This is a genomic window from Hyphomicrobium sp. 1Nfss2.1, from assembly GCF_965243865.1.
Lineage (GTDB): Bacteria > Pseudomonadota > Alphaproteobacteria > Rhizobiales > Hyphomicrobiaceae > Hyphomicrobium_A.
This window is the reverse complement of the sequence record NZ_OZ251603.1, coordinates 3086912-3109170: the sequence shown is the minus strand read 5'-3', so window position 1 is coordinate 3109170 and position 22259 is coordinate 3086912. Positions and strand designations below refer to the sequence as shown.

Genomic DNA, 22259 nt, shown 5'->3' with positions numbered 1-22259 from the left:
CAAATATTGGAGTTCTATTCCTCCTGGTGCAAAACGACAACTGAGGCCGCGGCTCATCCCTGGTCGACGGGCAAGTTCGCGTGGCGACCGCATACCACCTCCGCAACGTTTCGACACACATCCACCCCGGGTCAGCAGTGTTGAGAAACGTTGGGACCAAAGTCGGAAACAACACGCGTCCATATAGGGCGAGCGTATCGAGTTCGTCTGTACCCCAGGCTTCCTGCTCGTCCCTGCAAGTGTGGTGGAGGCGCGGTCCGCAACTCCGATCCGTGGTGACCTGGCATTCCTGTTGAAGCCCAAGGCCCGAGGCATTCATGCTACAATGGTGTCTGCTGTGAAGAGCGGACGTTCAATGCCAACGGTATTGTCACAAGCTGCATGACGGACAACCAAATCTCACTCTCCATCGACGGTGGCGGCTTCTCTGCAGCGATGCTGGTCACGCAGGAGACGGCTAACCAGAGCGCGTCCATCTCTACGAAGGGCGTGGGCTTCGACGCGGTGAGCGAGTCTCTGACGCGCAAGGGCGGGGAGCGCGACTACGGGACGATGGATGATGCCGGCCGTGCTGAAAAATGAGCGGCAGGTGGCAAACAGCTGCGAAATGCAGCAAAGCCGTGCGGTGTGGTCGAAGGCCGCTTTTGAGGTTTCGCACCTCTTCCCAAAGGTGGCCGTCCCCAACATCTATCTGGACCCGAATGCTCGGGCTGCATCTTTGAGGGAGATCGCCCGATGACGTTGAAGAGTAGTGAAAATCGCTATGGGGCAGTGGCTGTATCAATTCACTGGGTCACGGCGGCGCTTATCCTGGCTCTCATCGGTTCGGGATTTCGCGCTGGCGGTCCCGGTGAGGCAGCGGTTAAAGCCGAGATCCTGCGGTTTCACATACCCATGGCGATGGCGGTCCTGGTCTTGACGATAGGCCGACTCGTTTGGTGGTGGCGCTTCGATCGCAAGCCGGCCCCCGTTGCCGGCTCCATTCGTTGGCAGGAGCGCACAGCTTACGCGGTGCATTTTCTTTTCTACGTTGTGATCTTCGGGATGATAGCGAGTGGCGTCGGTATGCTCGCGCTGAGCGGCGCCGCCCCCATCATCTTCGGCGGGGTGGGCGGCTCGCTACCGGACTTTCATAAATATCCCCCGCACATACCCCACGGCGTCGGAGCAAGCCTCCTCATCGTCTTGGTCATTGTGCACACCGGCGCGGCGCTCTATCACCACTTCATTCGCCGCGACGGTCTCATCCGACGAATGTGGTTTGCGAACTGATCGTCGGGTCACGTCGGGGAAGTGAGCGTGAGCAAGGTTGTTAGCCTTGCCCTGCTCGGCACCACGATCTTGCAGGTACCGTTCACTGTTGACCCCAGCCTCGTGCTTGCTTGCATTTACGTTCTCGGCCCTAGTCGACATCGTGTTCGGCTATTTTCCGGCCCGCCAAGCCGCGCGACTGAACCCGATCGAAGCTCTACGGCATGAATAAGGCTTGGTTCTCCGTCGAGGCGTAGGCTGTCGCTTCCCAGGAGCACGGCGGGCGGCGATGATCTTGTGGTGCGTTCAGCCCAACGCATCAGAAGCTAGTCGTCCGCTGTTGCGGTGTCGGGTGAGCGCTTCAGGAAGGCGGCCAGCTTCTTGACGGCGCGGATGTACTCCCGCTGGGTGGCGGGCACGAAGTTGCCGACCGTCATGTCCTCGAGCATGCGGGCGCGCAGCGGGCTGATGGGCTTCTCGCTCATCGGGGTCTCCTGTCTTGAGGTTGGAGTGCTTGACCCCTCGATCCTCAAGACGGAGCGCCCGTTCCGTTACCGTCCGCCGGTCAGTTGGTTAGCGCTTCCTGAGCCGCTGGCTCAGACCTTCGCGCGCAGCGCCCTCCCGCGCGAGCGGGTTCGTTCAACTCGGCCGAGCCGACCTCGGCAGGCACAAACTATCCGCCCTCTAGTTCTCAAATGAGCGTGCCTAGGCAAGGGCGCGATGTGCACTCCTGCCGATCAGTCGATTTTCGGAGAGCGTGCGTCACAACTCGCACAGCCGGCATGAGCAGCTAGATCATTCATCTTTGCTGAGCGCGGCGAAGCGGACAGCAAGTCATCGAGGCATAAGTAGCTGCGACTAGCAGGTCTGATCCGTCTTTTTACCGGGGGAGGCCTGCGCGCCAATCGGGCTGGCGCAATGCGGTCGGGAGAATTGCCCAAGGGTTGCAAGGCGGATCGCCGTTGTGGAGCACCGCCGGCGCGCAATTATACCCTGGGTCAATGATTGCGAGGTCGAGCACATGCCGGCGATAGAACACCCAGGTCTTAGCAGGCGCGCTTTCAACTTACTCCTCGCCGCAAGCCTGCCGACACCGATGGCATTCAGCCGGAGCGCGCCGAAGCTTTCGGCGCGTGCTGTCGTCGAGACACTCTTCAAGGCGTCGGCCGAGGAGCCTCCCAAGTTTTCTCATGCGGATCTCTCCGATCTCGACCTAGCAGACCTCGATTTTAAGCGTGCTGATCTTTCCAGCTGCAATCTGTTCGGCACGGATCTTTCGCGCAGCAATCTGGAGGGATCAAACCTCTCGCGCACCAAGCTCGACCGCTCCACGCTGACGCGTGCTCGACTGTCACATGCGAACCTCGAGGGCGCATCGATCCGCAGGCCGAGCATCTACAGCGACATGAGCCTTAACCCCGCCGACGTGCCGACGCTGCGGTTCGTCAATCTCTGCGGTGCGACGGTAACCGCGCGCCTTGATGACGCTGACTTCACGGGAGCGAACCTGTCGCGGGCTCGCTTTGTCGTCTGGGCGGAAAGGCATAACGGCGGGCCGCCGACGACGGGATTGGCCCGCTGTGATTTTTCATCTGCAAGGATGATGGGCGTCGACGTCCGCGGCGTCTCGTTGACGGGCGCCATCTTTCGCCAAGCCGATCTGACTGCCGCCGATCTGCGGAGCGCTGATCTTTCGTATGCGGACTTCGAGGGGGCGGTGCTTACCGGGGCCAGGTTCGAGGGGGCGCGGCTAGAGGGTGCCAAAGGCTTGGGCTAATGGCGGCGCCCGTCGACCCAAGGCCATGTGTCGAACGCCGCCTGGCCTCATAGTGCACAGGTGACGCAAAGCTTCAGCTCCCCACTGGGACGCCAGAGCTTTTCACTGCTCGTCGAGCCGTCACTTGCGCGGATCGTCCGCAGGATTGATGTACGTAATGTTCCATGGACCGGTCGCGGTCAGGAGGACGACGCTCTCTTCCTCGTTCCACAGATAGTGTGCGTGGTTGTCAGGTAGGGTGAAGCTGGAGCCGGCGCCGAGCTTGTCACCCTTTTGGCGATCTAGCTTATCGCCCATGCCGTTCCAGACGGCGCCCTTCAGTACGGTGACCACCTCGGTGAAAGGATGCGTGTGGGCCGGTATCTCATAGTTCGCCGGGAACTTGAGATACGCCATGAACACGCCGGGTTTGCTCGGGTCGCCGATTACAAGTGCGCTCTGGGCTGCGCCGGGAAGCAACGGCTCGTCCTTCCAGGCGATGCTATCCAGCTCGAAGTTTTCCATCTTTGTCGTAGTCAAGCGCGCGATCTGATTGCCTGACGCGACGGCAAAGATCGCCAAGACGGCCAGACCTGCACCCGCCAACCCTGCCAGTAGAACTTTCATCCAAGTCTCCATTGATCTGGTGTGAACAGCACTCGCGCATAGCGGCGCTCCCGTTCATTGATGCCAGAGGGCTGGTCACTGCAACGGCGATCTGCCTGACGGAGGCCAGGCAAATTTCCTGACTGGACGCGCCTTGGTTTCCGCGCGTGCATGTTGCTCGGGCAGGCGAATTTCCCGGAGTATTTTAGGCTTTTCGCCCTTCCCAGGGGATGACAGCCCACTAGGCTTCGTCTCGCTATGCAGAAGAACTGGCCCTGGAGAACGCCTTGCGGCTTCGTCTGAATTCTATCGTACTGGGCATCGCTGGCTGCCTCGCCAGCGTCGCAACCCTGGCCACGGCGGCGGAGGTCGACGATGCGCGGCTGAGCGCGGCGCCAGACAGTCGCTCCGACTGGTTGACGTACGGGCGCGATTACGGCCAGCAGCGCTTCTCGCCGCTCGATCAGATCAACGCCGGCACGGTGAAGAAGCTAGTGCCGAAGTGGATCTATCAGACCGGAACAGCGGCGACGTTTCAGACGTCACCCCTCGTCGCCGATGGCGTTATGTATCTGACAACACCGTTCTCGAATGTCGTGGCGTTGGACGCGCGCACGGGTCGCGAACGCTGGCGTTACGAGCACAAGCGCGCGTCGCAAAAGACCTGCTGCGGTCCGGCAAATCGCGGGGCAGCGATAGGCTACGGGAAGGTCTTTGTCGCCACCGTCGACGCCCGTCTGGTCGCGCTCGATCAGCGAACCGGGAAGCCCGTGTGGGACGTTGCGCTGGCGAATTCCTCAGGTGAGTCCACGGAGGACAAAAACGTGCTTGCGGCGGATGATCCGCTCAATGCGAGGAACATCACGGGGTCGACGGGTGCCGGGGCTGTCATCGCGCCGCTGGCTTACGACGGCAAGGTCATCGTTGGTATCACCGGCGTCGGCTACGGTCTCCATCTCGACAGTCCTCGTGCCGGCGCGCCGCTGGGAGCGGTGGTTGGGGTTGCCGGGCGTTACGGTCAACCAGGCTTCCTCGCAGCCTATGACGCCGCGAGCGGCAAGCAGGTTTGGAAATTCGAAACGACGCAGGAAGGCTGGGAGGGAAGCTTCCGCGCGGAAACAACGGACGGAATTCCTCTCAACCGAGACATCGCTGCTGAGAAAGCCAACCTTGGCAAGTATGCGGACGCGTGGCGGCACGGCGGCGGATCGATCTGGCACACGCCAGCTGTCGATACGAAAACCGGCATGCTGTACTTCGGCGTCGGAAATCCGTCCCCCCAGGCAGAGGACAGTACGCGTCCGGGCGACAATCTCTACACTGTGGCGCTCGTCGCGCTGGACGCGAGAACCGGAAAGCGCATTTGGCACTTTCAGCAAGTTCCGCACGATCGATGGGGTTATGACGTCGCCAGTCCGCCCACGCTTTTCGAAGTCACCGTGGATGGAAAGACGGTTCCAGCAGTCGGGCAGGCAAGCAAACTCGGCTGGTATTATGTTCATGACCGCCGCAGTGGCGAGCTGCTGTTCAAATCCGACCCCTTCGTTCCGCAGGCCAATCTCTTCGCACCGCCGACGCCGCAAGGCGTGCGCATTACGCCAGGTCCAGCCGGCGGTTCGAACTGGTCACCCGCATCGCTGGATGCCACGAGTGGTGTTGTCTATGTCGCCGGCATGCATATTCCGATGATCTACCGGTCGGCAGAGCTGCCGGCGCAGGGCGATGAGCCGGCAGTTCCATACTTCACTATCGAACCCGCGCAAGAGGCGAATTGGGGCACGCTGACGGCCATCGACCTGTCGCGCAAGGGCCGCATCGCATGGCAGACGCGAACCGACGAGCCACTGGTCGGCGGTATCCTGGCGACTGCCGGCGATCTCGTGTTCACCGGTGAAGGTAAAGGTGACTTCTCCGCCTTCGATGCCGGATCCGGCGCCCGGTTGTGGAGCTTCAACTGCGGAGCCGGCGTCAACGCGCCGCCGGTCAGCTACGAGATCGACGGAGAGCAATACATCGCCGTGGCTGCGGGGGGGAGCCAGATATGGGGCTTCCGTCAAGGCGGCGCGGTTGTTGTATTCGGCTTGCCGAGCGCCGACACACCAGAGAAGCCCGATGCGGATTGACACCGAGATGCGAATTCTACTCCTGAGCTTGCTTGCCTTCCTATCCGCTTCAGCGCCAGCATACTGCCAGTCGTTGGCCCTGGAACCCGTCGCTGAAGGACTGACGGCTCCGTTGCATCTTGAGCAGCCGGCCGACGGCAGCGGACGCAAGCTCATCGTGCAGCAGGACGGGGTCGTCAAAGTCCTCGACCGGAACAACAAGTTGGCCGACGAGGCATTCCTCGATTTGCGGCCGCGCATGCGGAAGCTGGAGCAGGACTTCGAGGAGCGCGGTCTTCTCGGATTTGCATTGCACCCGGACTTTGCCAACAACGGCCGTGTCTACGTGAGCTATGCTGCGCCGTTGCGTCCCGGTGCGCCTGAGAATTGGAACTACACGCGGCGCATTTCCGAACTCTCCACAGCGCCGGGTGATCTCAGCAAAGTCGTGCCTGAGAGCGAGCGCGTACTGATCGAGCTCGATTGGCCGAGCCGCAAGCACAACGGCGGTGCGCTCGCCTTTGGGCCCGACGGGTTTCTCTACGTTGGGCTAGGCGATGGAGGCTTTTCGCATGGCGTCGGCGAAAAGGTGCAGTGGGAGGCGTTCGACGTTCCGGCCGCCGCGCTGAGCTGGGATCATCTTGCTCAGGACACCCAATCCCTCTTCGGCAAGATACTGCGGCTCGATGTCGACCACGGCTTTCCCGGCTACGCAGTACCTCGCGACAACCCCTTCGTCTCCGGACCTCAGGCAGGGCTTGGGAGACCGGAGGTCTGGGCCTCAGGGTTTCGCAATCCGTTCCGGCTCGCTTTCGACAGGGCCGACGGCTCCTCCTACGTCACGGCGGTCGCCGAGACGCTGTGGGAATCGGCTTATCGCGTGGCTGGGCCGGGGAATTTCGGCTGGCCGCTGCTCGAAGGCACGCATTGCGTCGACAGGTTGAACCCGCGCCAGCCGCCGAAGGCATGTGTGAAGACGGACGCCTCAGGCCAGCCTCTTCAGTTGCCGGTTGTCGAGTACCCCAACATGCAGGTCTCGCATCCTGACACGAGACTCGGCATCGATGGCGTCGGCACCGCTATTACCAGCGCGCGTGTGTACCGCGGGAAGGAGATAGAGCAACTGCGCGGCAAGCTGCTGATTTCGGACTGGAGCGCCTCATTCAAGGAGCCGTCCGGCCAGCTCTTCGTCGCGGAGCCCAACCCGCAGCCCGGGCAGCTGCGGGAATTGAGACGCCTTTTGCAGGTCGACGCCCGCATCGTCAGTCTCGCTGAAGATGACGATGGCGAAATATACGTGCTGACAAACGAGACGTTTGGTCCTTACGGCACCACCGGCAAGGCCTGGCGCCTCGTTGAAAAGCCGTGATGGAACGTCCGGGCTGGAGCTTGACGGCGCGTCACATAGTCGATTCGGCGCTCGAAAGCATGGGTTCGTGCGACACAGACTGCCCGGCAATCCCACTGGCAGAGGTCTTCAAGTGGTGACCTTCCTAAACGGTCCTTAGAGGCGGTCAATTGTGAACGTAGAGCAGACGCTCAAAATCGCTTAGCGTCGGTGGCGCGGCCCTCAAGCTAGATGTCCGTTAACTCGGCAATGCGACGATGGCGGCGGACGATTGTCGTCATGAGGATAATATACGCGTGTCCGCATATCAAATAAATATACGCCAACGCGTATATGAGTCCCGAGACGGCACACCCCGTTCGGCAGACCGTTCCCACTCTGGCAAACAAAACTGATCGATCCTCTGCACGTCTAACGCAGACGCTTGACTTTGAGGCGCAGCGATCGCGTCGAGTACCTTTGAACACATGCAGGCTAAAGCGCACCGGCCTCGCCAGCCTCGAACGAAAACCCCTCATTCTCCAGCGCGTTGCGGATCGTTGCGCAGTCCTTGACCGTAACCTTGGCGGCACGGGCCACCGTTTCCCACTGCCCTCGAACAATCCTTTCCATCTTTGCGACGACCGTCTCTGCCTGCTCTTTGAGAAGAAGGAAGCGGGCGCTCTGCGTCACGAGGTTTTGCGCAGTGGCTCGGCGTCCAAAATCGCCGATCGTCATCGCAAGATCGCGCTCCATGCCGGCCGACGGGGTCGGCGTGAGGTCGTAGGCCGGCGATAGCTGCCAGCTGCGATCACTGGCGATGATTGCGTGGTTACGCGGATGGTCGTCGGTATTGCTGATCAGCGCGTTGAAGACCATACGCCGAAACAGCTCGTTTGCAGATTCGCGCGGCTCGGAGCAGACGCGGCGCAGCTCCTCGGCCAGCGCCGGGTATGACCACTTGGCCCGGTCGCCGGCGACGTCGTCGGCGCGCAGCAGCGTGAGCCCACTCACCATGCGGGAGCGGAGATAGCCGTCTTTCGTCTTCTCGCGATCGAAGCGCTTGACGAGAAGGATGTCACGGTCGCCGACCTTGACCACCCTGCTCTCTGCAGCCGCGATGCCGCAACGCCTTGCAAGAGTGAGCATGGCGTGCTCGACGCGGGCGTTGTTCCAGCGATCGTCGGGCCTGTTGAACTTGGCGATCCAGAGACCCTTGCTGTCCTCCACCACCGCCTTGGGGCGCATGCCACCCATGGAAGTGCCGAGCAACAGAAGTTTTTGCGCCTGGACCGCTTCGGACCCCTTGAGCTTCCCGTCGTTTTTCAGCAGGGCGAGGGCTGTCTCCTGCAGCGATTTAAGGTCCAGCGTCTTGTTGAAATCGCGCTTGGGTGCAGGCGGATTCTCATTGTGCCCGAAGCCGAGCGCGCCGGCCCGATCGTCCGCCGACTGGATAAGATAGTCGACTTCGTCCAGCTTCGCTTTGCCGGCGGCGCGGTCGATGACAAGCCGTCCCCAATAGTCGGGCGAGGCGTCGCGCAGGGCGCCAAACACGCCCCTCAGCAACGCAGTCTCGTACTGCTGCGTCCCCAGCTTGAGCTCTACCGGATCGATCTCGACCGCGTTGTTGCGCGCCAGGTACGAGCGGCCATAGACGAGCTTTCCTACACCGTCCGACAACTCGAAGCGTGCGGCAGTGACTGCCTCCAGCTCGCCCGGCAACGTTATGTAGACATAGCAGCGCTTGGCCTTCCTAGAAGTCATTGTCCAGAGCCTCTGTGCGTCGGGCATGCGTCCGCTCCCGCGCCCGGGCAAGCGTCAGTCCCTCGTCGTCTTTGAGGGGGTCTGCGACAGGCTCCATCTGATCGATAAGGCCGTACGCCCACAGGAGGGCCAGGTAGACAGCGATGCCCGTGGAGGGCTTCCCGCTTTCAGCGTCGTGAACCACCCGGCGGCTGGTGCCAATTTTTGCCGCCGCCTCTTCGGTCGATAGGTTGCGGCGCAGCCTGGCCGTGCGCAGATTTTTTCCGAGCCGTTCAAGCGCTTGCTGGACGGGGTACGGGGGCGCGGCAAGGAGCGGGTTTCTGGCAGACATGCGACCTCAACGTTACAGACATTCGGCTTTTGCGACCTTGAGGCATCGTACACGATGATTGACGCCTAAGTCAACGATTGCGACCTCAAGGTTGCAAAACGGCCGTTTTTGCGCTCTTGCGGTATCAACTCAAAGGCTGGAAGAGCCAGGTCAACCGCCGCACCGTGGCCTGCGAGTTCTACGAGAAACTTTGCCTTGGGGGCGACGCCTCCCAACGGCGCGACCGGCAGCAACTGCAAGGGCTGCGCAGGACAACGGGCGATTTTGCCGTCGTGACGGGCAACGCGTCGCCTCGAGCTACGGCAGGTAAGGGTCTTACCCTTCGCACCGAAGCCGATCCCCCCTCAAATTGAGTGACATGACGCCGAGAAATGGAGCGACCGGTGAACGCAACGGCAAGGCAATCTTGTCGGCTGTCGAAAGGGCAGCTCCACCGTTTCACCGGCGTACCCGGTGTCCCAGTAGTTTTGGCAACAGAAGGAGATCGCAATGAGCACAATGCACACACCCAGGCTACTGACGACCATCGAGGCTGCGAAAGTGCTTCGACTGTCGCCGCGCACCCTGGAGCGTCTCCGCGTGCAGGGAACTGGCCCGAGCTACATGAAGGCAGGACGTGGGCTGCGCGCGCGGGTTCTCTACACCATCGAGGATTTGAACGCGTGGATCGCACGCAAGTACGCCTCGACGTCCGAGTATTCCACCGGCGTCTCTGCCGCTCACGCCAAAACGGCCTGAACCCCAGGCAAAAGAAAGGGTTCGAATATGCCCAAGAATTGCATCAGGGCAATCCGTCAGAAGAAGTACATGCCGCGCAAGCAACTCGCCGCGCTCGTCGACCTTCAGCCGAAACATATCGCGCTGTTCGATAAACTGGCGCCTCCCCAATGTCAGACAGATGCGATATGAGAAACCGGAAATGACTTCGACAGAAACACGGCAGTCTATTTCCAGAGCCGGGCAATTCGCCCTCGTCGTCATTTGCAAGAGGGTGTTCAACCCGGCTCGCATGCGACACGACCGCGATCATGCTCCCTTGACAGGGTTGAAGTCTCATCGCCAGCAGCAGCGGACGTTGGGCGGCAGACGCTGTGTGCCGAAAGAGACTGCAGGTGGTGCGCCTTCGTTCCGTCGATCGGCACCCTGGCGCACTCAATCGGGTCGAGAGCTGCAATAGACCTTGATGCCGAGTTATTGATCGTCGCGCGGTCGGTGTGAGCCAGCAGCGCAAAGATGTAGACATCGGCGCTCCGGCAAGGCTCGGCGGCCACAACGTTTGTCTCAGCGTCCCATGCTCGCTTCCGAGCAACTCCGAACTGGATCGTCGAGGGCTTCTTCTGATGCCACGACTGGATGTAGGCTGCCGATTTCACCTCAACCTTGGTTCCGTCTCCGAGAACTAGGTCGTAGGCATCCCACTCTCGGCGCACGCCCTCATCGATCCCCAGTGCCGGTGCTACGATGTACTCGGCGAGCACGCCTCTCATCGTATTGCTGACGAGATCAGACGCACTCCATTGCCAGAAGCTCAGGACGTCCGCAGCCAGCTCCTGCGAGCCGACCATAAAGCGCTCGGTGCCCGCCTTCTTCGACCGGTGACGGTCGGCCCCCCTTTTTTCATGTCCGAGATAACGGCGGGGTGAGCGCCTGACAACCCGTTCGGCGGGTGGTCCCGAACTTCGTCCCTAGCCGGCACGCGAAGGCGCGCCCCCTCCTCCGGCCGGGCCCAAGTTCCCGCCTCAGGATTATCGCTCCGGAGGTCGAAAATCGCATGGAACAAAGGGAAAACACCGGAGCGCGAAATTGCGCCAAGTGGTTGCTGGCTGGTTGCTAGACGCGGAATGTTCACCTGGTGCGGACAAAGCACACACCACCTAACACATTGAAATCATTGGTGCGGACGGTGGGAATCGAACCCACACGGCGTTGCCGCCTCAGGATTTTAAGTCCTGTGTGTCTACCAGTTCCACCACGTCCGCTTTGCCCGGGTCGGAGCCGTCAGGGGCGCCTTTATGGGGCGGTTCGGGCTAGCGATGCAATGCCCCCCGAGGCACTGCGCGGGCCACCGCCATGCCGGATTGCTGCCAGCAGCAGCACATACAGCAACAGCCCGTTGAATGTGTGCCACAAAAAGTGTGTTCCGATACCGCGGCCGCCACGCATGATCCAACGGCAGACCTCCAGATCGATGGTGCGGAAAGTCATCGAGATGAGGAACAGGGCGGCTCCTCCGAAAAGGTACTTCGCGGCGGGATGGCGTTGTAGCAGCAGCACGGCGCCGACCAGGACGAGCGCGATGAAGGCCGGCGTGTACCCGAGAGTGCCATTGAAGCAGCGCTTGCCGGCGCCGCGCGTCATGGGCAGCAGCTCGTTGGAGCAGGGAATCGACTGCGCGTAGCGGACACTGAGGAAGAAGCCCACCAGCGCGGCGATGACGATGATCCATGGTGCCCCGGCGAAACGGCGGAGCGCATAGCCGAGGTAGCCGAGCATGAAGAGCGAGATCGGGATGGTGTCGAAGGGGATAGCCCACACCGTGGCAAAGGTGTGGAACATGAAGCTGCCAATACCGATGCAAATGACGAGGACGACGAGCAACCGCTCGAACAGCGACCAGTCCTTGCGTGGGGAACGCGCAAGCTGCCAGCCGGCGATGAGGCCGGCAATGATGAAAGCCCCGTTCGATATCGCATTGAGGGGCTCGGCCCAGAACGAAGGGTCGGCGCCGCGCTCGCAATAGCTATAGACCTTGCTCCAATCCATGCGTGCTCAGAGGCGATAGAGGGCGGCAGCGGCCTTGCGTCCGCGCACGCGCTTGACGATCGAGGCCATCAGCGATCGAAGATGAGCCCGGACATAGCCGCGCGCGCCGAATTGCTCGAGGCGATAGCGGAACTGCGCGGCTGCGTCTCGCGCTGGCGCAGCGTCCTTGAAGCGGGCGCGTGCGGACAGCTTGCGGTCGCGCCCCATGGTGTCGATCTGCGAGGCGCCGAAAACGTCCGGTTCCACCGGGGGCGGGAGCACGCCGTAGGTGTTGAGGCCAAAGCGCCAGGGCCGTCGCATGTCCTCATCAACGGGTAGCGTGCGCTTTTCGATAGACTCGGCGAACTTGATCGCGCCCGTGCGATTGATGAGATACGCGCCCGTGCCGTTCGGGACGGTCCAGTAGCGGACGAGCTCGCGGCCGTTGCCGAGCGGGGCGATGGGCTGCACGACTGATTTTGTCGCGTTCGACAGGCGGATGATGTCCCAGTCGCCGACCGCGCTCACCGCGGCTTCGATGGTGGCGACCAAGTCATCCGAGAGTTGCACGTCATCTTCGAGGATGAGTGCGAATTCACTGTCGCTATCCTCGAGCAGGCGATGCAGCCGCAGGTGGCTGGCGTAGCAGCCGATCTCGCCGGGCGTGAAACCCGCCTCGTGGGGCGTGTCGCCGTCGAAGAACTGATCGCGCAGATCAGCCTCGAGGTGCCTGCCGTCGACGGCCGCGAAGCGCTCGAATGCCAGACCGACACGATTGCACTCGGCGATCATGCGGGTGAGGCGATCGCGGTCGCGGTCGAGGTTGATGACGAATACCCACATGTCTCGCCTCGCCCCGACCTCATACACGACTGCCTAGTCCTTCTTCTCCGGCGCCACGACACGAATATGCAGCTCGCGGAGCTGCTTGGGCATAACTTCGGAAGGCGCGCCCATGAGCAGATCGTTGGCCTGCTGATTCATCGGGAAGAGCGAGATCTCGCGCAGGTTTTTGGCGCCGACGAGCAGCATGACGATGCGGTCGATGCCCGCGGCCATGCCACCGTGTGGGGGTGCGCCATACTGGAACGCGCGGTAGAGACCGCCGAAGCGCTCCTCGACTTCCTTTTGACCAAGGCCCGTGATCTCGAAGGCCTTCACCATCGTGTCGGGGCGATGATTACGCACCGAGCCTGAAGCGATCTCGAAGCCGTTGCAGACGATATCGTACTGATAGGCCTTGATGTTGAGGCGATCCTCGTCGCTGCTGGCGGCGTTCAGTGCGTCCAGCCCGCCTTGCGGCATCGAGAACGGATTGTGCGAGAAGTCGATCTTCTTGTCGTCCTCGTTCCACTCGTAAAACGGGAAGTCGACTATCCAAGCGAGCGCGAATTTGCCCTCGTCGATCAGCTTGAGCTCTTCGCCGATGCGTGCGCGGGCCTCGCCGGCGAACTTATAGAAGCGCGCTGGATTGCCTGCCGCGAAGAAAACGGCATCGCCCTCTTTGAGGCCGAGCTGCGTGCGGATCTGCTCGGAGCGTTCGGGGCCGAGGTTTTTGCCGACGGGACCGGCCGCCTCGTTCTCACGATAGAAGATGTAAGCCAGACCCGGCTGGCCTTCGCCCTGCGCCCAAGAGTTCATGCGGTCGCAGAAGGCGCGAGAGCCGCCGCCCGGCGCGGGGATCGCCCACACGCGGACCTTGGGATCCTTGTCGATCATGCCGGCGAAGATCTTGAAGCCCGAGCCGCGGAAGGCTTCCGTCACGTCCTGCATCTCGATCGGGTTGCGCAGATCCGGCTTGTCGGAGCCGTACTTGGCAATCGCCTCATCGTAAGGGATGCGCGGCCATCCGTGCGTAACTTCCTTGCCCGCCCCAAACTCCTCGAACACGCCAGTGATGACGGGCTCCATCGCGGAGAAGATGTCTTCCTGCTCGACGAAGCTCATCTCGACGTCGAGCTGATAGAACTCGCCCGGCAGACGATCGGCGCGCGGATCCTCGTCGCGGAAGCAAGGCGCGATCTGGAAGTAGCGATCAAAACCCGAAACCATCAGCAGCTGCTTATACTGCTGTGGTGCCTGCGGCAGTGCGTAGAACTTACCAGCATGAATGCGCGATGGGACAAGAAAGTCACGCGCGCCTTCGGGCGATGACGCCGTCAAAATCGGCGTCGAGAACTCAAAGAAGCCGCCTTCCACCATGCGCTTGCGGATCGAAGCGACGATCGCCATCCGCTGCATGATGTTCTTGTGCAGTGTCTCGCGACGCAAATCGAGGAAGCGATACTGCAGACGCAGGTCTTCCGGATAGTCCGGCTCGCCGAACACCGGAACGGGGAGCTCCTTTGCCTGCGAGAGCACCTCGATTTCGGTGGCGAACAGCTCGACCTCGCCCGTCGGCAGCTCAGCGTTGACGGTGCCTTCGGGGCGCTGACGCACTGCGCCATCGACGCGAATGACCCATTCGGAGCGCACGCTCTCGGCCGTCTTGAACGCCGGACTGTCGGGATCGGCGACGACCTGCGTGATGCCGTAGTGGTCGCGCAAATCGATGAACAGCAGCCCGCCGTGGTCGCGCACGCGATGCACCCAGCCCGACAGGCGCACCGATTTGCCGATGTCGGAGGCGCGCAGCGCGCCGCACGTGTGCGAGCGATAGCGATGCAGCGCGGTGTCCACTGACGCCGCAACCGCCTGTTTCGCCTTAGCTTTCGCCTTCGCCTCAGTCATCGTTCGGGGTCCCGCCGCGATCAATCAAAAATTGCTTAGCGGCGGGAAAAGCGCATTTCACCAAAGGGTTGTCAAGGCGGAGGTTAACAGCCCTTTGGATGCAGCTGATTGAGGCGCGGCAACGGCGATCAGCGCCGCGGTTTTCAGCGGTTGTCCTTTCTGGCCTGCGCGACCTTGGTTGCCTGCGATACCGAACCGACCTGACTGCCAGGAATGATACTGCGGCGGCGCGTGCTGGGGATTGGCTGCATGCCCTTGCCGGCGGTGCGATCGGCCGATGCGGGATTGACAAAGAAGGCGCTGCGGCGTGCGGCCAGCGCGCGGCGCGCCGCGTCGACGTTGGAAGTGCGCGCCTCCAGCGCCCGCTGGCGCACCAGCTCGCGATTGACGCGCTTCAGTGCCGCGGACAGCGCCTGCTTGCGCTTCAAGGGCTGTTCGGTGTTGCCGGGGAACGAGCCGCCGCGCACATCTCCCTTGCCGCGCAGCTCGCGCTGACGCTGACGCACGAGCGTTCTCACCTTGCCCTTTTCGGCGCGGATCTGCTTCTGCAGATCGCGCAGCGCTTTGGCGTCGACATCGTAGATCGCCGGATGATGCGTCTTGTCGACGAGTTCGAGCTGATCTCCGCTGAGGACGCTGCGCTCCGTTGCACGCGAATGGGCCATCTGAGGTCTCCGTTTTGCTTCGCTGGCCGAGACCCTAGCGGGGCGGATCGGTGCGCGGGCGGCTTTGGCGCGGCTTGCTTGCCGAAGTCTGACCGGGGACGAGACAAATGCGGCAATAGGCTGTGGGCAGTCGGCAGTGGGGGCAGAGGGGTGGTCATTCGGGGGTGTCCTCCGCGGTGAGGGACCAGCCGAGGAGCGCGAGGGCGCCTGCGAACCGCGCCTGGCACAGCCCTTGATGATGGCGCGTGCACGGCAAGCCCGCGGCGTAAGGACCGAAGCAGCGACTGCGGCGACGGCACTTCTTCAGCGCGCAGATGCGCGGCAACCCGGCGGCCGAGGCGATCATGCGCTCGGTATATTCGGCGGTGAACGCCTCGGGCGAGGAATCGAGGAAGATGCCGGAGGGTTTGCGTGGGCGTTCGCCGCGGGGTGATGTCGACATTTGGCTCTCCTGATCGGGCAGTGAGGCAGTGGGCAGTCGGTCCTCTGTCATCCCGGAAGCTGCGCGCGCAGGCGAGCTGATATCCGGGATCCAGCGTCAGCGCGGCGAAGCCTCCGCATGGAGAGCTGGCGCGCGTCTCTCCTGGGTCCCGGGTCTTGCTCGGCCAGGCCTCGCTGCGCCCGGGATGACAGACGCGGGGTCTCGTTCTCGCGAGCGCATCGCTCCGAGGCATTGCACATCACTTCGGGAGCACGGGCGCCGAACGACCGCCATCCGTAGTCAAAACCGGCAGCCTTCCGGCGCCCGCGTTGGCCGCTGCCGTGCCGGAGGTGCGATACTCGGCGTCAGCGCGTTTCAGGTCCGGCCCTTGGCTTCCAACAGCGGGGCCGCATCGTCAGGACCTTCCACTTCTGCGCTCGCGTGGTGCAGGGGTGCGAGCGCCGCTGCCGACGGGCGTCCGTGCGTGCGGTTGCCCGCGGCGCACAGCTCCGATCGACGGCCCCGGCATCTGAGGGAGCTACTCCTCGCGACAGCGCGGCGACGGTGCAGCGCTGCCTCAACCGGGCACCATCCCCTGCCCCGCTTAGCCGCTCAGCTGCTGCGTCCCAGATGGGCAGAGGTGGGGGAAGTATGGAGTGGGGTATGGGGGCGGGGATTAGTTTGGGATCGTAGCCACCAACTCAACGTCACCCCGACGAAGGTCGGGGCCTACGCCAGCTTCAGCACGCGCTTTTCGCGCAGGCGGTTGCGACGCTGCCGCTGGCTCACGTCACAGCTAGCGTTGCAATTGTGGAGACTTGCGTGGGTGCCGGCCTTCGCCGGCATGACGTTTCGGGGAGGCGAGCACCGCGACGCCTCGGCGGCATTCGCGAAGCGCACCATTGGGCCGCTTTAGCGGCAGCGCGCATCTCAGCGCGCGGAATGGCGCCGGTCATGCGGCTTTGTCCTCGTGCAGGAGCCGAGCAAGCTGTGCCTTCCATCCTTTGGCGTGGACGATTCGTGCCGCTTGCAGACCGCCACGTACTATTTCGCCCTTGCTGAGCTGCGACACACGCTTCCAGTCGAGTCCAAAGACGTATATGGCGTTGTCTTTGCGAACGCTTTCAAGGACGACCAGCCGTCGCGCATTGAAGACGTACGCCAAGTAGTCATCAAAGCCCGCCTCCCCAACAAAAATCTCATCGGGGCCGAAGCCTTTGATTGTCTCCTGCCTGTCCCAGATCACACGCTTCGTATCGTCTGAGCGCTTGCCAATAGCTGCATCAATATGCGCTTCAACCTTCTGCCATGGATAGTCGCCCGGCGGCAGCATCCGCCAATTTGCACGACGAATTTCCGGAAGTCGCATAGGACGCATGTTGGCGCCGACAAGCTCGCAACTTCTGAAAATTTCGAGGAGAAGGTTGACGCAATGTCGATTGTTACTCGATTCACTCTCGGTCTTCCTAAGCTCGGGAGAGGTGACGTGCAATGCGCCGTCGATGCTGATTACTGTGAGTTCGACGCCCGGCGGCGGGACGAGATCGCGCGGGTAACAGTCGCGGTAGATGTCGCGAAAGTCCTCGTGTTCCGTCTGGTCCTGCCCTGACCACTGCGTCCACTTCCAACTTACGGTACGAATGTAGCGAGGCTCTTTTGGAAGGTCGCGATGTACGACCCAACGGCCGCGAGCATTGTATCTCGTCACCGGACCCACGACGCGCGGGAGTACAGTATCTCCCGCGCCCGGCGCGGCGGAGAGCCCGACTCGCCCGTATTGCTCGTTTGAGAGGCTAGCGACAACACGAAACGTCGCGCCTTCTGATATGCCGCCGAGATACAGATCCAAGTTCGTGACGTGATGTTTGGTGATGCGCATCCAGCGCCTCCTTTCACGAGAAAAGAAAAAGGCGGCTCAAGCGAGCCGCCTCTGTTCAACCCTTCGGGGGATAGGGATCGTTGCCGTAGCTGTCCTTGTCGCGAATTCGCCCATCGGGCCGATGGATCACAACCTCCGAGCCCTGGTTCTGTGCGATACGCCGCGCGGAACTTGCTGCATCGGATTGTGTGTGGTGAGTCGAGGTGACTCGGCCGTTCCCCGCACCGCGGACGGCCCAATCTCCGTTATGCGGTACGACGTGCTGACTCTTGCGGCTCATTTGTTTGTGAACTCCCTTCGTTTTCGTGGGTAGATCGCTTGCGCTTACTCGCCACGAATGCCAATTTGGTGTCCGGTCAGACAACAGGCAGGCTTCAAAAAATGCCCAGACCCAGCAAAGCTGGTTCGAGGCGTGTTGTCTATCCAGACAACACGTACAGAATGTCTTCGAACTTGTCAAGGAGAGCGAATGCCTGAGTCGGCGTTTGGAAATTGGCTAAAGAGCCTGCGTGAACGCCGTGACCTTAGTTTGCGAGAGGTCTCACAGCTGAGTGATGTCGATCATGCATATATTTATCGCTTGGAGACTGGCGCTAAGGAGGCTCCGTCCGACGAAGTCGTTGGCAAGTTGATATCCGCACTCACACCCCCGAAACGCGATGCGGAAGTTTTGCGATTTTTAGCAAGCCATCCGAATGTTGATCCCAAACTGTTGGAATTTCTTCGCACCGACGCAAAAATATCCTTTAACGAGTTTCACATGCTCACCACTGTCGTAAACCGAGGCGCACGCCCAAATTACGAAACTTCGCTAGCCCGTATCCGTCGACTATGGGGGGACGATGACGGTGGATGATGTCTCTGTCGCGATAAAAGCCCGTGAGTTTATTCGACTCTGCGGGCCGCAGGCGCTTCCAGTCTCCGTTGACACTTACGCCGCTCAAATTGGAGGCGTTATCAAGGAGGAAGTGCTAGATGAAAATGAGGATGCCTGGTCGTTTCGCGACCCGAACGGCAAGTACCGCATCTGTGTGAACTGCGCGCATAACCCACGACGTCAGCGGTTCAGCGTTTGCCATGAAGTGGCTCATGTCGTTCTCGACGTTCCTGCCGATCACTCACATCCTAGTTGGAGTTACGCCCGTAGGCCGGCGGGCGAAGTAGCCTGCGATGTATTCGCCGCCGAACTGCTGCTTCCGCATAGGCTGTTCAAGCCGCGCGTGGATGCAGCCGACATGGGGCTCGCGTCGATAAGTGCATTGGCCGAAGAGTTCGAAGCTTCGCTTGTCTCAACGGGTTCGCGGTTCGCCGCCTTCTCCAGCGAGTTGTGTGCCTTCGTGATTTCCGAGGGTGGCAAAGTTCGCTATAGCTCGAGATCCACTCGGCTTCGTGATGCAAAGGCTTGGATCAGGCCAGGATCAGCTCTGCCTGTCGACTCTAATAGCGCCCGCGTGCGTGCGGGCGCGCCTGCAACGGGGCCGGAGGATGCCGAGCCGGAACAATGGTTTGAAGACTTTGATCGCGACGCGTCACTTTATGAGGACGCCAGACATTTTGCCCAATGGGACCAGACGCTGACATTGCTCTGGTTCGAAGACCATGAACTTCCGATCACGCCATCCGAGCGGAAACAAGGGAGCCAGTGGATCAACGGCTTGCGCGAACTCGACGGTGTGCTGCCTTGGCCTGGACGTAAGAGGCGCAGGTGACCATTCCTAGCTAAATGCCTGCAGGCTCAACCCGCCCACGCTTCGGCGATGCCGGTGAAGAAGGCGTGCGAGCCGGAGCGCAGGTTGCCGAGGGCGTAGCCGCCTTCCTGCACGATCAGCGTCGGCGGGCTTAGCCGCGACGCGATCACTCGCAGTTGTTTTTGACGACGTTCTGGGCGGTGACGAGCCACTTGCCGTGCGCGGGCTTGGCCTTGGGGATCAGCTCGACGGCCATGGTCGCGTCGGCTCAGGCCGAGGAACGTTGCTGCGCTTGGTGCGCTGCTGCCCGGGGCACGAGCGTCTGCCCCTCACGAGCTTCTGCCCCTCACCCCCGGCCTTCGCCGGGGCAGGCTCCACCCTCTCCCCGTCAAGGACGGGGAGAGGGGATGAGAGGGTGGCGGCCCCTCACCCGGATGCGATCGTGCGATCGCATCCGACCTCTCCCCACTGGGGAGAGGTTAAGGGTACTCCCCGCCGATCAGTCGTGCCAGGCTTCGGCGATGCCGGTGAAGAAGGCGTGCGAGCCGGAGCGCAGGTTGCCGAGGGCGTAGCCGCCTTCCTGCACGATCAGCGTCGGCGCGCCGAAGCGGCCGATGCGCTTGCCGATGCGCTGCATGCCGGCGTTGGTGAGCGCGAATGATCCCGTCGGGTCGCCGCGCATGATGTCGAAGCCGATGGAGAGCACAAGGATGCGCGGCTTGAAGTTGCGGATCACCGACAGCGCGCGGTCGAGCACGACCATGTAGCGGTCATCGTCGACCGGCGGCTCGAGCGGGAAATTATGATTGAAGCCGAGGCCGTTGCCCTCGCCGCGCTCGTCGGCATAGCCGGAGAAATTCGGGTAGGCGTGGCTTGGGTGGCCGTGGATGGAGACCGTGAGCACGTCGGGGCGCGCGTAGAAGATGTCCTGGCCGCCGTTGCCGTGGTGATAGTCGATGTCGAGCAGGGCGACGGGGCCGTGGCGCGAGAGATAATGCGCGGCGATGGCGGAGTTGTTGAGGAAGCAGAAGCCGCCGTAGATGCGGCGCTCGGCGTGGTGGCCGGGCGGCCGGCAGAGCGCGTAGGCGAAGCGCTCGCCCTTTTCGATCAGCGTGGCGGCGGTGAGGGCGACGTTGGCGGCATCGCGGGCGGCGGCGAAGACGTTGCGCGTCAGCGGCGTGAAGGTGTCGGCGCAGAAGTAGCCGGCGCGGTCTTCGAGCGCGCGGGGGATGCGGTCGGGGCGGCGGATGGGGAAGACCTCGGGGTAGATCAGCGCCTTGTCGTCGAGCTTCTGGCCCATGGCCTTCAAGTAGCCGACGAGCGCGGGCGTGTGCACGGCGGTCAAGTGGTCCTCGCCGAAGTGGCGCGTCGGCACGCGCTCGATGGGCAGGCCTTCGAGGCCCTTGAGGATGGCGGCGACGCGCACGGGGCGCTCGACGTAGCCCTTCTCGCGCAGGTGATGGATGTGGTGGCGCTCGGAGACGACCATCTTGATGGGCAGCAGGTATTTGCCGCGCGTGGGGACGGCGCGCTCGGGCTGGGTGCCGATGGGGGCGAGGCGGACGGGATTGTCGGCGAAGGAGCCGACGATGCGCATGACGAAGGGGTCGTCGGGCTCGAAGGCGTACTGGTCGACCAGAATGTTGCGGACGACGGCGCGGGCGTCGGCCTTGGCGAGCATAGGCTTGCGGCCGAGCGGGTCGAACAGCAGCGTCGTCAGGTAGCCGTCGTTGCGCGGGTTGGCGTCGACGTCCCAGAGCGTGCCGAGCACCTTCTGCACGTCGTAGCGGGCGTAGAAGCGCAGGCGGCGGCGGTTGATGGCGGCGCGCGATTTGTCTTTCAGCTTTTCGGGCTCGGCGGGCGGCACGTCGAGGAACATGCCTTTGGCGCCGCGGGCGGCGAGCAGCTCGCGCAGGGCTTCGTAGAGGGCGATGCCTATGCCGCGGGCGGGGCGGCGCGGGTCGGAGGCGAAGTACTGCAGGTAGCCGTAGTTGAGCTCGGAGAAGTAGTAGACGAAGGCAAGGCCGGTGATGCGATCACGCGCGTCGGTGGAGAGCAGCAGGATCGGGTCGAAGGTGATGGAGCGGCGGTTGAGCAGCATGTAGGCGATGCGGTCGATCGCTTCGGCCTCGTAGGGGAAGGCGGCGCGGAAGAGATCGGAGGCTTCGGCGAAGCGGCGGCGGTCGGCGTCGGAGACGAGTTCGAAGAGCCGCCGGAACCTGATCATTCAGCGGTGCTCCGTGCGCGGTGGGCGTGTTGCTGCGGGCGGCGGCTGCGGGTCGGGGAAGGCGAGCGTGTCCGAGGTGTAGGTTTCCGTCACCTGACTGATGGGCGTGCCGTCGGGCAGTGTGAGGATGGCGCGGTGCTGCAGGACCTCGTGCGGGATTTTCAGGGTGGCGCTTGCTGTGGCGTCGGGGAGCGGGGTGTTGTCGTTGGCGGCGCGCATCTCCCAGCCGTCGGGTAGCGGCGACCATAGCAGCTTTGCCGACAACGTGCGGCGGCGGAAGTCGAGCGGCTTCACCACGCGGCCGAAGGCGGTGTCGGTGGTGTCGAGTGTGGCGTTCATTTCGGGCGTGAGGCGCGAGGGGACGTACCAGTTCTGCGCCTCGGAGAGCACGTGATCGCCGCACTTCAAACGCACGCGGCGGAAGCGGACGGGCTCTGTGGCGCTGACGCCGAGGAGCTGGCGCTGCTCGGGCGTCGGCGGCTCGTCGGCGCCGGTGACGCGCTCGGCGATGATGCGCGCGGGCGCGGCGAGGGCATGCGTGGCACACCAGCGGTCGAGGGTGAGCGTGGCGCTGTCGTTGGAAAGCAGCTCGGCGTTGAGCGTCTGAAGCAGGGCGAGGGCTTCAAGGCGCGTTACGTAGTCGTCGCGCCAGGCGGGGGCAGGCGATCGGGCGTGCGCGATCGTGGCGAGAAGCAGCAGCGCGAGCGGCGTCAGCGCGGTGCGAAAGATGAGACGCATTGGTTTCCACCGTCGAGAGATGCCGCCCGCTT

Annotated in this window: 24 protein-coding genes and 1 tRNA gene; 9 read left to right on the top strand and 16 right to left on the bottom strand. The window is 62.6% G+C overall.

Annotated features, from left to right (window positions below; translation table 11 throughout):
• Positions 1-381 precede the first annotated feature (381 nt).
• A complete protein-coding gene (locus ACP15D_RS15100) occupies positions 382-582 on the top strand; it encodes a hypothetical protein (RefSeq protein WP_424958263.1) in 201 nt (66 codons plus the stop codon).
• A 153-nt stretch (positions 583-735) separates the two neighbouring features.
• Positions 736-1272, top strand: a complete 537-nt coding sequence (locus tag ACP15D_RS15095) for a cytochrome b (RefSeq protein WP_424958262.1) — start codon at positions 736-738, stop codon at positions 1270-1272.
• 305 nt (positions 1273-1577) lie between these two features.
• Here the strand turns inward: ACP15D_RS15095 and ACP15D_RS15090 are convergent, their stop codons facing one another.
• Positions 1578-1736 (bottom strand): hypothetical protein, encoded by a 159-nt coding sequence (locus tag ACP15D_RS15090; RefSeq protein ID WP_424958261.1) that lies wholly within the window; start codon positions 1734-1736, stop codon positions 1578-1580.
• A 611-nt stretch (positions 1737-2347) separates the two neighbouring features.
• Between ACP15D_RS15090 and ACP15D_RS15085 the strand changes: the two genes are divergently transcribed.
• Complete coding sequence (locus tag ACP15D_RS15085; protein WP_424958260.1) at positions 2348-3028, top strand: pentapeptide repeat-containing protein; 681 nt, start codon at positions 2348-2350, stop codon at positions 3026-3028.
• Between the two features lie 120 nt (positions 3029-3148).
• Here the strand turns inward: ACP15D_RS15085 and ACP15D_RS15080 are convergent, their stop codons facing one another.
• Positions 3149-3634 (bottom strand): cupin domain-containing protein, encoded by a 486-nt coding sequence (locus tag ACP15D_RS15080; protein ID WP_424958259.1) that lies wholly within the window; start codon positions 3632-3634, stop codon positions 3149-3151.
• A gap of 266 nt (positions 3635-3900) precedes the next feature.
• Between ACP15D_RS15080 and ACP15D_RS15075 the strand changes: the two genes are divergently transcribed.
• Together ACP15D_RS15075 and ACP15D_RS15070 are read left to right on the top strand one after the other, a co-directional pair.
• Positions 3901-5736: a pyrroloquinoline quinone-dependent dehydrogenase gene (locus ACP15D_RS15075; RefSeq protein WP_424958258.1), complete on the top strand. Its 1836-nt coding sequence runs from the start codon at positions 3901-3903 to the stop codon at positions 5734-5736.
• Between the two features lie 7 nt (positions 5737-5743).
• On the top strand, positions 5744-7084 hold the full coding sequence (locus ACP15D_RS15070) for a PQQ-dependent sugar dehydrogenase (protein WP_424958257.1): 1341 nt from the start codon (positions 5744-5746) through the stop codon (positions 7082-7084).
• Between the two features lie 453 nt (positions 7085-7537).
• Here the strand turns inward: ACP15D_RS15070 and ACP15D_RS15065 are convergent, their stop codons facing one another.
• Complete coding sequence (locus tag ACP15D_RS15065; RefSeq protein WP_424958256.1) at positions 7538-8806, bottom strand: type II toxin-antitoxin system HipA family toxin; 1269 nt, start codon at positions 8804-8806, stop codon at positions 7538-7540.
• Positions 8796-9137: a helix-turn-helix transcriptional regulator gene (locus ACP15D_RS15060; protein ID WP_424958255.1), complete on the bottom strand. Its 342-nt coding sequence runs from the start codon at positions 9135-9137 to the stop codon at positions 8796-8798. Before ACP15D_RS15060 ends, ACP15D_RS15065 begins: the two co-directional genes overlap by 11 nt.
• Before the next feature lie 489 nt (positions 9138-9626).
• On the opposite strand from ACP15D_RS15060, the gene ACP15D_RS15055 reads away from it, so the two are divergent.
• Together ACP15D_RS15055 and ACP15D_RS15050 are read left to right on the top strand one after the other, a co-directional pair.
• Positions 9627-9875 (top strand): helix-turn-helix domain-containing protein, encoded by a 249-nt coding sequence (locus ACP15D_RS15055; protein WP_424958254.1) that lies wholly within the window; start codon positions 9627-9629, stop codon positions 9873-9875.
• Between the two features lie 27 nt (positions 9876-9902).
• Entirely contained in the window at positions 9903-10046 is a 144-nt protein-coding gene (locus ACP15D_RS15050) for a hypothetical protein (protein WP_424958253.1), read from the top strand.
• A gap of 86 nt (positions 10047-10132) precedes the next feature.
• Here ACP15D_RS15050 and ACP15D_RS15045 read toward each other — a convergent pair whose 3' ends face one another.
• From ACP15D_RS15045 to ACP15D_RS15005, 9 genes are all read right to left on the bottom strand, one after another.
• Positions 10133-10702: a hypothetical protein gene (locus ACP15D_RS15045; protein ID WP_424958252.1), complete on the bottom strand. Its 570-nt coding sequence runs from the start codon at positions 10700-10702 to the stop codon at positions 10133-10135.
• 327 nt (positions 10703-11029) lie between these two features.
• A tRNA-Leu gene (locus tag ACP15D_RS15040) sits at positions 11030-11116 on the bottom strand.
• Positions 11117-11147: 31 nt separating this feature from the next.
• A complete protein-coding gene (locus tag ACP15D_RS15035; RefSeq protein WP_424958251.1) occupies positions 11148-11900 on the bottom strand; it encodes a ceramidase domain-containing protein in 753 nt (250 codons plus the stop codon).
• 6 nt (positions 11901-11906) lie between these two features.
• Positions 11907-12722, bottom strand: coding sequence for a glycosyltransferase family 25 protein (locus ACP15D_RS15030; protein ID WP_424958250.1), 816 nt, complete (start codon positions 12720-12722; stop codon positions 11907-11909).
• 33 nt (positions 12723-12755) lie between these two features.
• On the bottom strand, positions 12756-14546 hold the full coding sequence (gene aspS / locus ACP15D_RS15025) for an aspartate--tRNA ligase (RefSeq protein WP_424959247.1): 1791 nt from the start codon (positions 14544-14546) through the stop codon (positions 12756-12758).
• Between the two features lie 206 nt (positions 14547-14752).
• Complete coding sequence (locus ACP15D_RS15020; RefSeq protein ID WP_424958249.1) at positions 14753-15274, bottom strand: hypothetical protein; 522 nt, start codon at positions 15272-15274, stop codon at positions 14753-14755.
• A gap of 154 nt (positions 15275-15428) precedes the next feature.
• On the bottom strand, positions 15429-15716 hold the full coding sequence (locus ACP15D_RS15015; RefSeq protein ID WP_424958248.1) for a hypothetical protein: 288 nt from the start codon (positions 15714-15716) through the stop codon (positions 15429-15431).
• A 931-nt stretch (positions 15717-16647) separates the two neighbouring features.
• Positions 16648-17574 (bottom strand): hypothetical protein, encoded by a 927-nt coding sequence (locus ACP15D_RS15010; protein WP_424958247.1) that lies wholly within the window; start codon positions 17572-17574, stop codon positions 16648-16650.
• 55 nt (positions 17575-17629) lie between these two features.
• Positions 17630-17854: a DUF2188 domain-containing protein gene (locus tag ACP15D_RS15005; protein ID WP_424958246.1), complete on the bottom strand. Its 225-nt coding sequence runs from the start codon at positions 17852-17854 to the stop codon at positions 17630-17632.
• Between the two features lie 57 nt (positions 17855-17911).
• On the opposite strand from ACP15D_RS15005, the gene ACP15D_RS15000 reads away from it, so the two are divergent.
• Positions 17912-18430: a helix-turn-helix domain-containing protein gene (locus ACP15D_RS15000; protein ID WP_424958245.1), complete on the top strand. Its 519-nt coding sequence runs from the start codon at positions 17912-17914 to the stop codon at positions 18428-18430.
• Entirely contained in the window at positions 18417-19283 is an 867-nt protein-coding gene (locus tag ACP15D_RS14995; protein WP_424958244.1) for an ImmA/IrrE family metallo-endopeptidase, read from the top strand. The genes ACP15D_RS15000 and ACP15D_RS14995 overlap by 14 nt, the downstream gene beginning before the upstream one ends.
• A gap of 26 nt (positions 19284-19309) precedes the next feature.
• On the opposite strand, the gene ACP15D_RS14990 is transcribed toward ACP15D_RS14995, so the two are convergent.
• From ACP15D_RS14990 to ACP15D_RS14980, 3 genes are all read right to left on the bottom strand, one after another.
• Entirely contained in the window at positions 19310-19432 is a 123-nt protein-coding gene (locus tag ACP15D_RS14990; protein ID WP_424958243.1) for a hypothetical protein, read from the bottom strand.
• A gap of 329 nt (positions 19433-19761) precedes the next feature.
• Complete coding sequence (locus ACP15D_RS14985) at positions 19762-21489, bottom strand: hypothetical protein (RefSeq protein WP_424958242.1); 1728 nt, start codon at positions 21487-21489, stop codon at positions 19762-19764.
• Positions 21490-22227, bottom strand: coding sequence for a hypothetical protein (locus ACP15D_RS14980; RefSeq protein ID WP_424958241.1), 738 nt, complete (start codon positions 22225-22227; stop codon positions 21490-21492).
• Positions 22228-22259 lie beyond the last annotated feature (32 nt).

What these genes read in the sequence shown, in the direction of transcription:
- ACP15D_RS15015 (WP_424958248.1), bottom strand. Translation starts at nt 15,716, where the DNA reads ATGTCGACATCACCCCGCGGCGAACGCCCACGCAAACCCTCCGGCATC.
- ACP15D_RS15005 (WP_424958246.1), bottom strand. Translation starts at nt 17,854, where the DNA reads ATGAGCCGCAAGAGTCAGCACGTCGTACCGCATAACGGAGATTGGGCC.
- ACP15D_RS14985 (WP_424958242.1), bottom strand. Translation starts at nt 21,489, where the DNA reads ATGATCAGGTTCCGGCGGCTCTTCGAACTCGTCTCCGACGCCGACCGC.
- ACP15D_RS15020 (WP_424958249.1), bottom strand. Translation starts at nt 15,274, where the DNA reads ATGGCCCATTCGCGTGCAACGGAGCGCAGCGTCCTCAGCGGAGATCAG.
- ACP15D_RS14995 (WP_424958244.1), top strand. Translation starts at nt 18,417, where the DNA reads ATGACGGTGGATGATGTCTCTGTCGCGATAAAAGCCCGTGAGTTTATT.
- ACP15D_RS15090 (WP_424958261.1), bottom strand. Translation starts at nt 1,736, where the DNA reads ATGAGCGAGAAGCCCATCAGCCCGCTGCGCGCCCGCATGCTCGAGGAC.
- ACP15D_RS15050 (WP_424958253.1), top strand. Translation starts at nt 9,903, where the DNA reads ATGCCCAAGAATTGCATCAGGGCAATCCGTCAGAAGAAGTACATGCCG.
- ACP15D_RS15035 (WP_424958251.1), bottom strand. Translation starts at nt 11,900, where the DNA reads ATGGATTGGAGCAAGGTCTATAGCTATTGCGAGCGCGGCGCCGACCCT.
- ACP15D_RS15055 (WP_424958254.1), top strand. Translation starts at nt 9,627, where the DNA reads ATGAGCACAATGCACACACCCAGGCTACTGACGACCATCGAGGCTGCG.
- ACP15D_RS14980 (WP_424958241.1), bottom strand. Translation starts at nt 22,227, where the DNA reads ATGCGTCTCATCTTTCGCACCGCGCTGACGCCGCTCGCGCTGCTGCTT.
- ACP15D_RS15065 (WP_424958256.1), bottom strand. Translation starts at nt 8,806, where the DNA reads ATGACTTCTAGGAAGGCCAAGCGCTGCTATGTCTACATAACGTTGCCG.
- ACP15D_RS15100 (WP_424958263.1), top strand. Translation starts at nt 382, where the DNA reads ATGACGGACAACCAAATCTCACTCTCCATCGACGGTGGCGGCTTCTCT.
- ACP15D_RS15070 (WP_424958257.1), top strand. Translation starts at nt 5,744, where the DNA reads ATGCGAATTCTACTCCTGAGCTTGCTTGCCTTCCTATCCGCTTCAGCG.
- ACP15D_RS15085 (WP_424958260.1), top strand. Translation starts at nt 2,348, where the DNA reads ATGGCATTCAGCCGGAGCGCGCCGAAGCTTTCGGCGCGTGCTGTCGTC.
- ACP15D_RS15030 (WP_424958250.1), bottom strand. Translation starts at nt 12,722, where the DNA reads ATGTGGGTATTCGTCATCAACCTCGACCGCGACCGCGATCGCCTCACC.
- ACP15D_RS15060 (WP_424958255.1), bottom strand. Translation starts at nt 9,137, where the DNA reads ATGTCTGCCAGAAACCCGCTCCTTGCCGCGCCCCCGTACCCCGTCCAG.
- ACP15D_RS15080 (WP_424958259.1), bottom strand. Translation starts at nt 3,634, where the DNA reads ATGAAAGTTCTACTGGCAGGGTTGGCGGGTGCAGGTCTGGCCGTCTTG.
- ACP15D_RS15045 (WP_424958252.1), bottom strand. Translation starts at nt 10,702, where the DNA reads ATGGTCGGCTCGCAGGAGCTGGCTGCGGACGTCCTGAGCTTCTGGCAA.
- ACP15D_RS15095 (WP_424958262.1), top strand. Translation starts at nt 736, where the DNA reads ATGACGTTGAAGAGTAGTGAAAATCGCTATGGGGCAGTGGCTGTATCA.
- ACP15D_RS15010 (WP_424958247.1), bottom strand. Translation starts at nt 17,574, where the DNA reads ATGCGCATCACCAAACATCACGTCACGAACTTGGATCTGTATCTCGGC.
- ACP15D_RS15000 (WP_424958245.1), top strand. Translation starts at nt 17,912, where the DNA reads ATGCCAATTTGGTGTCCGGTCAGACAACAGGCAGGCTTCAAAAAATGC.